The 10,006-nt window shown below is 62.5% G+C and carries 7 protein-coding genes; 1 reads left to right on the plus strand and 6 read right to left on the minus strand.

All coding sequences use genetic code 11. The features are described 5' to 3' along the window. Window positions 1–22 precede the first annotated feature (22 nt). Window positions 23–1,588 carry a DHA2 family efflux MFS transporter permease subunit gene (locus tag G3N95_RS39355; RefSeq protein ID WP_205975469.1) on the plus strand — a complete coding sequence of 522 codons (1,566 nt, stop codon included), beginning with the start codon at window positions 23–25 and terminating at the stop codon, window positions 1,586–1,588. A 165-nt stretch (window positions 1,589–1,753) separates the two neighbouring features. Here the strand turns inward: G3N95_RS39355 and truB are convergent, their stop codons facing one another. The 6 genes from truB to rluB all read right to left on the minus strand — a co-directional run. Beyond that, the gene (truB, locus tag G3N95_RS39360) at window positions 1,754–2,683 is read right to left on the minus strand and encodes a tRNA pseudouridine(55) synthase TruB (RefSeq protein ID WP_205975470.1); all 930 of its coding nucleotides are present in this window, start codon (window positions 2,681–2,683) and stop codon (window positions 1,754–1,756) included. Window positions 2,684–2,707: 24 nt separating this feature from the next. Further along, window positions 2,708–3,073 carry a 30S ribosome-binding factor RbfA gene (gene rbfA, locus G3N95_RS39365; protein WP_028367023.1) on the minus strand — a complete coding sequence of 122 codons (366 nt, stop codon included), beginning with the start codon at window positions 3,071–3,073 and terminating at the stop codon, window positions 2,708–2,710. Window positions 3,074–3,252: 179 nt separating this feature from the next. Then, window positions 3,253–6,150 (minus strand): translation initiation factor IF-2, encoded by a 2,898-nt coding sequence (gene infB / locus G3N95_RS39370; protein WP_205975471.1) that lies wholly within the window; start codon window positions 6,148–6,150, stop codon window positions 3,253–3,255. Window positions 6,151–6,246: 96 nt separating this feature from the next. Beyond that, entirely contained in the window at window positions 6,247–7,722 is a 1,476-nt protein-coding gene (gene nusA / locus G3N95_RS39375) for a transcription termination factor NusA (RefSeq protein WP_205975472.1), read from the minus strand. Next, complete coding sequence (rimP, locus tag G3N95_RS39380) at window positions 7,719–8,177, minus strand: ribosome maturation factor RimP (protein ID WP_012401123.1); 459 nt, start codon at window positions 8,175–8,177, stop codon at window positions 7,719–7,721. Before rimP ends, nusA begins: the two co-directional genes overlap by 4 nt. Before the next feature lie 421 nt (window positions 8,178–8,598). Continuing rightward, the coding region (gene rluB, locus G3N95_RS39385; RefSeq protein WP_205975473.1) for a 23S rRNA pseudouridine(2605) synthase RluB at window positions 8,599–10,006 on the minus strand (1,408 nt) is incomplete at its 5' end.

Genomic DNA, 10,006 nt, shown 5'->3' on the forward strand with positions numbered 1-10,006 from the left:
CCAACGAAGGTTCGAACAATAGATGGCTCAGTCTCAGGCGCAGGCCCCTCATCCGCCGCTCGAGGGCGCGCAACTGGTGATCGGCACCATTGCGGTGTCGCTCGCCGTTTTCATGAATGTGCTCGACACGTCGATCGCGAACGTGTCGATTCCGTCGATCTCCGGCGACCTCGGCGTATCGTCCGACCAGGGCACGTGGGTGATCACGTCGTTCGCGGTTGCCAATGCGATCTCTGTGCCGCTCACCGGCTGGCTCACCGATCGCATTGGCCAGGTCCGGCTGTTCATGGCGTCGATCGTGCTGTTCGTGATCTCGTCGTGGATGTGCGGGCTCTCGCCCAACCTGCCCTTCCTGCTCGCGTCGCGCGTGCTGCAAGGCGCGGTGGCCGGCCCGATGATTCCGCTGTCGCAAACGCTGCTGCTCGCGAGCTATCCGCGCGCAAAAGCGCCGATGGCGCTATCGATGTGGGCGATGACGACGCTGATTGCGCCAGTCGCCGGTCCGATTCTGGGCGGCTGGATCTCGGACAACATTTCTTGGCCGTGGATTTTCTACGTGAATATCCCGGTCGGGATCGTCGCTGCGCTCGCGACGTGGGCGATCTTCCGCAACCGCGATTCCGTCATCAAGAAAGCGCCGATCGATATGGTCGGCCTCGTGCTGTTGATCACGTGGGTGGGCTCGCTGCAGGTGATGCTCGACAAGGGCAAGGATCTCGACTGGTTCTCATCGACGACGATCGTCGTGCTGGGGTTGACGGCCGTGATCGCGCTCGCGTTCTTTATCGTGTGGGAGCTGACGGACAAGCATCCCGTGGTCGATCTGTCGCTGTTCAAGCTGCGCAATTTCACGGGCGGCACGGTATCGCTCGCGGTGGGCTATGGCTTGTACTTCGGCAATCTGGTGCTGCTGCCGCTGTGGTTGCAGACCGATCTCGGCTATACGGCGACGGATGCCGGTCTGGTGCTCGCGCCGGTGGGCGTGTTCGCGATCATCCTGTCGCCTGTGACGGGCAAGATCCTGCCGCGCACCGATCCGCGTTATATCTCGACGGCGTCGTTCCTGATCTTTGCGCTGGTGTTCTGGATGCGCTCGCGCTACACGACGGGAGTCGACACGTACTCGCTGATGCTGCCTACGCTGATTCAGGGCATCGGCATGGCCGGTTTCTTCATTCCGCTCGTGTCGATCACGCTGTCGGGCTTGCCGGGTCATCGCATTCCGGCCGCGTCGGGTCTGTCTAACTTCGTGCGGATCATGTGCGGCGGCATTGGCACGTCGATCTTCGAGACGGCGTGGGATCATCGCTCGATCCTGCATCATGCGCAGTTGACCGAACATGCCAACGCGTATAACCCGGTTTTTGATCAGTCCGTTACGCAGATGGGTGGCGTTGGGTTGAATCAGGCGCAGGCCTATGGGCTGTTCAATTCGATGACGACGCAGCAGGCAGCGCAGTTGGGCGTGAACGATCTGTTCTATGTGTCAGCTGGGATTTTTGTCGCGCTGATCGCATTGATATGGGTGACGCGGCCTGAGCGCGCCGGAAGCGGAGATTCGGCTGCTGCTGCGTCTGCAGCACATTGAGGTACGCCTGGGCGGCGGGGTTCTTTTTTTGCTGGCGTCCGCGATTTGCCTTCGTGCTCCATGCGTTGCTCCGCACAGGGGCAACGCATGGAGCACGAGAGCATCACGCGGACGCCAGCGAAAGCCAGCGAAAGCCAGCGAAAAAAGAACAGCGCCGCTCAGGCGCTAACTCACGATGAGACGCTCGGGCGCCAGCACACCGTCTGCGGCTTTCGCGACGCCAAGCAGCTTCCCTTCACTGCCATAAACCCGAGTACGTGCAGCACCCAGCAGCACACCCTCATCGACAGAAAGATCAGCCAACCTCAACCGCTGGCCGTGCAAAAACCGCCGAGTCGCTTCCTCATCGAGTTGAACGGAAGGAAACGTCGACAGCAAGGCATCGACAGGCTGCAGCCACGCATCGCGCTCGCTTGGCGCCGCATCGGACAACGCATCGAGCGTCACCGAATTCGCCAGCGTCAACGCCCCGACACCCGTACGCCGCAACATCACCAGATGTGCGCCGCACCCGAGCGCTTCGCCGATATCCTCGGCCAGCGTACGAACATAAGTACCCTTGCTGCACGTCACACGAAACGTCACATCCGGCAACGCACACGCGATGAGTTCGAGCGCATGAATCGTCACGTGCCGCCCTTCGCGCTCGACCGTCTGCCCGGCGCGCGCGTACTCGTAAAGCGGCTTGCCGTCGCGCTTGAGCGCCGAATACATCGGCGGCACCTGAACGATGTCGCCGCGAAACTGCACGAGCGCCTGTTCAATAGCAGCCTGATCGCACGTCACGTCGCGCGTTTCGATGGCCTCGCCTTCGGCGTCACCTGTCGTCGTGCGAATGCCGAGCCGCATCGTCGCTTCGTACGTCTTGTCCGCCTCCAGCAGATCCTGCGAAAACTTCGTCGCTTCGCCGAAACAGAGCGGCAAAAGACCGGATGCGAGCGGATCGAGCGTGCCCGTGTGCCCCGCCTTCTTCGCGAGATACAGGCGCTTCGCGCGAATCAGCGCATCGTTACTCGACAGCCCCACCGGCTTGTCCAGCAGCAACACACCATCCAGCGCGCGGCGCGGCACCTTGGGACGTTGGTTCTGAGTCATATGTGCGCGTGCCTCGACCTGCAATCAGTCGTCTTTTGCGCGCGAGGCATTCGCCTCGTCGATCAGGCGCGACATCTCGACGGCTCGCTCGATCGTCTTGTCATAGTGGAAATGCAGCGTCGGCACCGTATGGATATGCAGTCGCTTGAACAGCAGATTGTGCAGATGACCCGCCGCGTGGTTGAGCGCATCCTGCGTCTGATGGGGATCGCCCGTCAGCGTCGTGAAGTAGACCTTCGCGTGCGCATAGTCAGGCGTCAGTTCGACACTCTGGAACGTGACGATGCCGATACGCGGGTCTTTGACCTCGCGAATCAATTCGGACAGATCGCGCTGAATCTGATCGGCGATCTGCACATTACGATTGGGAGAAGTACGTTTCTTAGGCATGGTGAATCCGTGATCTGTGCTGCTGGATAGCAAGATGTTCGTCGCGTATCCAGCGGCAGCAAGCCACGAAGGAGCTCGACACAAAACGCGGCAAACACGACAAAACAGTCGATACAAAAACAAAGGGGCGGGACCGGGCTTCAGCGCCCGCCCCGCCCCTCATGAGCACGACGCCGGAATTACAGCGTACGCGCGACTTCCGTGACTTCGAAGACTTCGAACTGGTCGCCTTCCACGATGTCGTTGAAGTTCTTCACCGACATACCGCACTCGAAGCCCTGACGCACTTCCTTGACGTCGTCCTTGAAGCGCTTGAGCGAATCGAGTTCGCCCGTGTGGATGACGACGTTGTTGCGCAACACGCGCACCGACGACGTCCGCTTGACCACACCGTCCGTGACCATACAGCCTGCCACTGCGCCGACCTTCGGCACCTTGAAGACTTGACGGACTTCGACCATACCCGTGACGACTTCGCGCTTCTCCGGTGCCAGCATGCCCGACATCGCCGCCTTCACCTCATCCACTGCGTCATAGATGATGTTGTAGTAACGGATGTCGATGCCGTTGGTTTCCGCCAGCTTGCGAGCCTGCGCATCCGCACGCGTGTTGAAGCCGATGATGACCGCCTTCGAAGCCGTCGCCAGGTTGACGTCCGACTCGCTGATACCGCCGACCGCGCTGTGCACGATCTGCACGCGCACTTCGTCGTTCGACAGCTTGAGCAGCGACTGCACCAGCGCTTCCTGCGAACCCTGCACGTCGGCCTTGACGATGAGCGGCAGGTACTGCACTTCGCCTTCGCCCATCTGCTCGAGCATGTTTTCGAGCTTCGCGGCCTGCTGCTTCGCCAGCTTCACGTCGCGGAACTTGCCCTGACGGAACAGTGCGACCTCACGCGCCTTGCGGTCGTCCGGCATAACGATGACTTCTTCGCCCGCGGCGGGCACTTCCGACAGACCCTGGATTTCCACCGGGATCGACGGACCTGCCGACTTGGTCGGCTTGCCCGTTTCGTCGAGCATGGCGCGCACGCGACCGTAGGCGCTGCCTGCCAGCACGACGTCGCCGCGATTGAGCGTACCCGACTGGACGAGGATCGTTGCAACGGGACCCTTACCCTTGTCGAGCTTCGCTTCGATCACGAGGCCCTTCGCCGGTGCTTCGACAGGTGCCTTCAGTTCCAGCACTTCCGCCTGCAGCAACACGTTTTCGAGCAGATCGTCGATGCCAGCGCCCGTCTTGGCCGAAACCGCGACGAACGGCGAATCGCCACCGTATTCTTCCGGCACGACACCTTCCGCGACGAGTTCCTGCTTCACGCGTTCCGGGTTCGCGTCCGGCTTGTCGATCTTGTTGATCGCAACGACGAGAGGCACGCCGCCCGCCTTCGCGTGCGAGATCGCTTCCTTCGTCTGCGGCATCACACCGTCATCCGCTGCGACGACCAGAATCACGATGTCGGTTGCCTTCGCACCGCGTGCACGCATTGCCGTGAACGCTTCGTGACCCGGCGTATCGAGGAACGTGATGACGCCACGCGGCGTTTCGACGTGATATGCCCCGATGTGCTGCGTAATGCCGCCCGCTTCGCCCGCCGCCACCTTCGCGCGACGGATGTAGTCGAGCAGCGAGGTCTTGCCGTGGTCGACGTGACCCATGACCGTGACGACGGGAGGACGCGGCAACTGCGGCGCGTCGGAAATCTCGCCTTCGACCAGCATTGCTTCCGGATCGTCCAGCTTGGCCGCGACAGCATGATGGCCCAGTTCCTCGACGACGATCATCGCCGTTTCCTGGTCCAGCATCTGGTTGATCGTGACCATCTGGCCGAGCTTCATCATCACCTTGATGACTTCCGAAGCCTTCACCGACATCTTGTGCGCCAGGTCGGCAACCGTGATGGTTTCCGGCACGTGCACTTCACGCACGATCGGCTCGGTCGGCGCCTGGAAGGTCGTCGATTCCTGATGCTTGCCACGTCCCTTCGGACCGCCGCGCCAGCCGCGATCGACACCGCCGCTCGAGTCGCCGCGCGTCTTGATGCCACGGCGCTTCGCTGCGTCGTCCTGCCAGCCGCCCTTGCCGCCAGCCTTCTTCTTGTCGCCGCCGGGACCTGCCGGCTGCGCAGCCGCTGCCGGTTGCGCCGCTGCTGCGGGCGCCGGCTTCTTCGCGGCCGGACGTGCCGACGTTTCGCCAGCCGGACGCGCCGGCTTGTGCAGCGTACCCTTCGCTTCGGCGGGCTTCGGCGCTTCAGCCGGCTTCGGCGGCGGTTCCGGCGCCTTGACCTGCGCCTTGCGCGGCGTGTTCATCATCTCGCGGATCGCACGTGCCTCGGCTTCCGCCTTGGCGCGACGCTTCGCGATTTCTTCCTGTTCGAGACGGGCCTTTTCGGCCTGTTCGCGTGCCGCGTCTTCGGCCTTCCTGGCCGCTTCACGCTGCGCAGCGCGCTCCGCTGCCGCACGATCTTCGTCCTGCGATGCGCGCTCCTGCTCAGCCTGTTCGCGAGCCGCTGCGGCTGCTTCGGCGACGGCCGCAGCACGCTTCTTCGCCGATTCTTCTTCGGCGCGGCGACGCTCGGCTTCGGCAGCTTCTTCGCGTGCCTGACGCTCCGCCTCTTCGCGTGCGAGCTGATCCTGGCGCGCCTTCAGTTCCTGCGCCTGCTTTTCAAGCAGTTCTGCCTCGTGACGCGCTTCTTCCTCGCGACGCTGCAGTTCGAGATCTTCCGCTGCTTCCTGACCATTGCCCGTTGCTTCCGCGGTCTGCTCGACCGCCTCGTCGCGGCGGACGAACGTGCGCTTCTTGCGCACCTCGACCTGAATGGTACGAGCTTTACCCGTCGCGTCGGACTGCTTGATCTCCGACGTATGCCGCTTGGTCAGCGTGATCTTGCGCTTGTCAGCATCGTTCGAGCCGTGCGACTTGCGCAAGTGGTCGAGCAGACGCGCCTTGTCCGTCTCGGACAAAGCATCGTCTTCACTCGCTTTCTGGACGCCCGCCGCCTGCAGCTGCTCGAGCAGCACGCCTGCAGGCATTTTCAGTTCCGCGGCAAATTGGGCTACGTTGTTACTCGCCATTCATTCCTCTTAATGCAAGGACCGATTCCTTGCGGTTAGCATCGGGTCATGCAGCCTTACGGCCGCGATCAGGTCAGTGGTTCATGGTCGTGGATCTCATTGAAACCAGTGTTCACGGGCCTTCATAATCAACGCCTTGGCGGCGTCCTCAGTCACGCCGGTCATCTCGACCAGCTCGTCGACAGCCAGTTCAGCCAGGTCGTCGCGCGTCTGGATCTGATGTTCAGCCAGCTTCGCGAGCAGTTCGGCATCCATGCCGTCGAGGCTCTTCAGGTCGAGCGCAACGCCTTCGACCTTCTCCTCGTTAGCAATCGCCATCGTCAACAACGCGTCACGCGCGCGGTTGCGCAGTTCGTGAACGGTGTCTTCGTCGAATGCTTCGATTTCCAGCATCTCGTTGAGCGGCACGTAGGCAATCTCTTCGAGACTCGTGAAACCTTCGTCGATCAGGATGTCGGCGACTTCTTCGTCGACATCGAGACGCGCCATGAACAGGTCGCGCAGTACGCTGCGTTCCTGGTTCTGCTTTTGTGCAGACTCGTCCGGCGTCATGATGTTGATCTGCCAGCCGGTGAGCTCGCTGGCAAGACGCACGTTCTGGCCGCTGCGGCCGATAGCGACGGCCAGTTCGTTTTCGTCGACGACGACGTCCATCGAATGCTTTTCTTCATCGACGACGATCGACTGGACAGCTGCCGGCGCGAGCGCGCCGATCACAAACTGGGCGGGATCTTCCGACCATAGCACGATGTCGACGTTTTCGCCACCGAGCTCATTGCGTACAGCCTGCACGCGCGAACCGCGAATGCCGACGCAGGTGCCGATGGGGTCGATACGCTTGTCGTAAGCGACGACGCCGATCTTCGCGCGCACGCCGGGATCGCGCGCCGCCGCCTTGATTTCCAGCAGGCCTTGCTCGATTTCCGGCACTTCCATTTCGAAGAGCTTCATCAGGAACTCGGGCGCCGTACGCGACAGCTCGATCTGCGGACCGCGCGCGGTGCGATCGACCTTCGCGATGTACGCACGCACGCGGTCGCCGACGCGCAGGTTTTCCTTCGGAATCAGCTGGTCGCGGCGCAGCAGCGCTTCGACACGGCCCGATTCGACGATGAAGTTGCCCTTGTCGAGACGCTTGACGGTACCCGTCATGATGCTTTCGCCGCGCTCGAGGAAGTCGTTCAGGATCTGCTCGCGCTCCGCGTCGCGCACCTTCTGGAGGATCACCTGCTTGGCAGCCTGCGCGCCGATACGGCCGAATTCGATGGACGGAACGGGTTCTTCCAGGAAGTCGTCGATCTGCGCGTCGGCCTTCTGCTCGCGCGCTTCGAACAACAGGATTTCCTGATCCGGCTCCTGCAGGCCCGCTTCGTCCGGCACGACTTTCCAGCGACGGAAGGTTTCGTGCTCGCCGCTCTCACGGTCGATATGAACGCGGATGTCCGCGTCTTCGTCGAAGAGTTTCTTGGATGCAGACGCGAGCGCTGCCTCGAGCGCGGCAAAAACCACGTCCTTGTCGACATTTTTTTCGCGTGCCAGCGCATCCACCAGCATCAACACTTCGCGACTCATTGTTTGCGGCTCCTAAAGTCAACTTTCGGAACGAGGCGTGCCTTGTCGATATCCGCGAGCGTGAAATCCAGCATCGCGGCGCCTTCCTTCCCTTCAAATTCCAGACCGATCGTTTCGCCTTCGGGCGCATGCAGGATGCCCCGGTACGATTTCCGTCCGTCCAATGGCTTTTTCAATGTGATGACCGCCTCGCTGCCCGCGAAGCGTTCGAAGTCCGCCAGTTTTTTCAGCGGGCGGTCGAGACCTGGCGACGATACTTCAAGCCGCTCGTAATCGATGTTTTCGACCGTCAGTACGTGCTGGAGCTGACGGGTAACTTTTTCGCAGTCTTCGATCGCGATGCCGGCGGGCTGGTCGATATAAATGCACAGCATGCCGCGCCCGGTGCGCTCGAGATCGACGAGCTCGTACCCCAAGCCCACGACCGTGGTTTCAATCAGTTCCGTCAGTTGCACGTTGCCCTCTAAGATGTTCGCGCTGCAAGCCTTTGCGATACACCCAAGGGTTGCGCGCCAGGCCGGCGCACGTTCGTGCTACCCGAGATGCCGATCCACCCAAGAACTGAGCGGCAAAAAAAAATGGGCGAAACGCCCATCATCTTATTGCCGGTGGTCGCACCTGAGCCGCACATAAAACCGCACGCCCAGCGACTTTGTGATTGTAGCCATTTTTCACGACAAACGCAAACCGCCAGCCAGCCGCTCAACGCCATTTGCGGTCGTTTTCGCCGCAATCAAGGCTTGAAACGAGCCATTTCGTGCAGTCTGGTGCTGTCTGCGAGAGATGGTTCGCTTGCGAATGCGCACGGCGATCGCCGATGCGCAATGCAATCGAACGCGACAGGCGGCAACCGGCGCCGCTGTCGCTTCGCGATGGTCAGCGTCCGCGGGAACGGTTGCGCTGCGCGCCGCCGCTGCGATTACCGCCGGCGTTCGGATTGCCGCCCGTGCGATTGCCGTTGCTCGCGCGGTTGCCGTTCGGCGTGCGATTACCGCCGCCACCGACACCACCACCGCCACCGCCGCGCTTCGCATTGCCGCCGCCTGCGGCCGCACGGTTGCCCGACGGTGCGCGATTGCCGTCGACATCGCGGCCACCACGACCGCCACGGCCTTCACCGCGGTTGCCATTCGTATTGCCAAAACCGCCGCCGAGGCCAGTGTTCAGCGCGCCGAACGCGCTTGCGCCCTTGCCGCCGCCGCGGCGACCCTGACCGCCGCCACGAGGCTGTTGCTGGTCGAAACGGCCATGCGACATGAGCACGGGTTCGCGATTGATGAAGCCCATCGAGGTCTGCATCGGATCCGGCTGACGGCGCTCCGGCTCGCCACGGCGACCGCCGCTCTTTTCTTCCGTCGGCGCCTTCAGTCCCACCGACGCCATCAGGCTGCGCACCTGGTTGTCTTCGAGTTCTTCCCAACGACCGCGCTTCAGACCGCGCGGCAGCGCGATCGGGCCGTGACGCGTACGGATCAGACGGCTCACCATCAGACCGACCGCTTCGAACATGCGGCGCACTTCACGGTTACGCCCTTCGGCGAGCGCGACGTGATACCAGTGGTTCGTTCCTTCACCGCCGCCATCGCGGATGCGCAGGAAATTCGCCGGACCGTCTTCGAGTTCGACGCCGTGCAACAGCTTCTGCCGGTTGCCTTCCGCCAGCTCACCGACCACGCGCACCGCATATTCACGCTCGACGCTGTAACGCGGATGCATGAAGCGGTTCGCCAGATCGCCCGACGTGGTCAGCATCAGCAGACCTTCCGTATTGAAGTCGAGGCGGCCGACGGCAAGCCACTTCGCCGTCTTCATCGGCGGAAGCTTGTCGAAGACGGACGGACGGCCTTCCGGATCGGCATGACTGACGATTTCGCCTGTCGGCTTGTGATACAGCAGCACGCGCGGCGGCTTGCTCTGCAGCTTGCGCTTGATCGGCTTGCCGTTGATGCGCACCAGATCGGTCGGCAGAATGCGCTGACCGATGTGCGCCGGTTCGCCGTTCACCGACACGCGGCCCGCGACGATCAACTCTTCCATGTCGCGACGCGAGCCCATGCCGGCGTCGGCGAGCACCTTGTGCAACTTGGGCGCGTCGTCGTCCGGCGACAGCACGCGCTTGGGCGCGGCGGGACGGCCGCGACGCAGCATCGGCGCACGCACGCCGCCCGTTGTCGAGTTGTCGGCGTCGAAAGCGGGCGACGTCACGTAGTCGAACAGGTCGTCCTGCTTCTCGCCTTCGGCTGCCGCTGCGGGGGCTACATCTCCGGCAGCATTGCCGCGGCCC

The organism is Paraburkholderia sp. Tr-20389, assembly GCF_017104565.1.
Lineage (GTDB): Bacteria > Pseudomonadota > Gammaproteobacteria > Burkholderiales > Burkholderiaceae > Paraburkholderia.